The organism is Burkholderia sp. AU45274 (assembly GCF_030482505.1).
GTDB lineage: Bacteria > Pseudomonadota > Gammaproteobacteria > Burkholderiales > Burkholderiaceae > Burkholderia.
On sequence record NZ_JAUJQE010000039.1, the window covers coordinates 1 to 775 of the forward strand.

Annotated in this window: 1 protein-coding gene; it reads right to left on the bottom strand. The window is 62.5% G+C overall.

What is annotated here, in order from left to right:
* Positions 1–34: 34 nt before the first annotated feature.
* The coding region (locus tag QZM35_RS38090) for an electron transfer flavoprotein subunit beta/FixA family protein (protein ID WP_301777790.1) at positions 35–775 on the bottom strand (741 nt) is incomplete at its 5' end.

Sequence of the window (775 nt, forward strand, 5' to 3'; positions counted from 1 at the left end):
AATCACCAGAATCGTCATTTCTTTCCGCTCCCTCTTACAGCACCTTGGCTTCGGTCTTCAGCTTCTCGACCAGCGTCTTCACGTCCGGCACCTTCACGCCGGCTGCGCGCTTCGGCGGCTCGACCACCTTCAGCGTCTTCAGACGCGGCGCGACGTCGACACCCAGGTCTTCCGGCTTCACGGTTTCCAGCGGCTTCTTCTTCGCCTTCATGATGTTCGGCAGCGTCACGTAACGCGGCTCGTTCAGGCGCAGGTCGGTCGTGATCACGGCCGGCAGCGTCAGCGACAGCGTTTCCGCACCGCCATCGACTTCGCGTGCAACCGTTGCTTTACCGTCAGCCACCGTGACCTTCGATGCGAACGTCGCTTGCGGGAGGCCTGCCAGCGCAGCCAGCATCTGGCCCGTCTGGTTCGAATCGTCGTCGATTGCCTGCTTGCCGAGGATCACCAGTTGCGGCTGTTCCTTGTCGACCAGCGCCTTCAGGATCTTCGCGACGCCCAGCGGCTCGACGCTGTCGTTCGACTCGACGAGGATCGCGCGATCCGCGCCGATCGCCAGCGCCGTACGCAGCGTCTCCTGCGCTTGCGCGACGCCTACCGATACGGCGATCACTTCGGTCGCCACGCCCGCTTCCTTCAGGCGCACGGCTTCTTCAACCGCGATTTCGTCGAACGGGTTCATCGACATCTTCACGTTCGCGATGTCGACGCCCGTGTTGTCCGACTTCACGCGGACCTTCACGTTGTAATCGACCACTCTTTTCACTGGCACCAG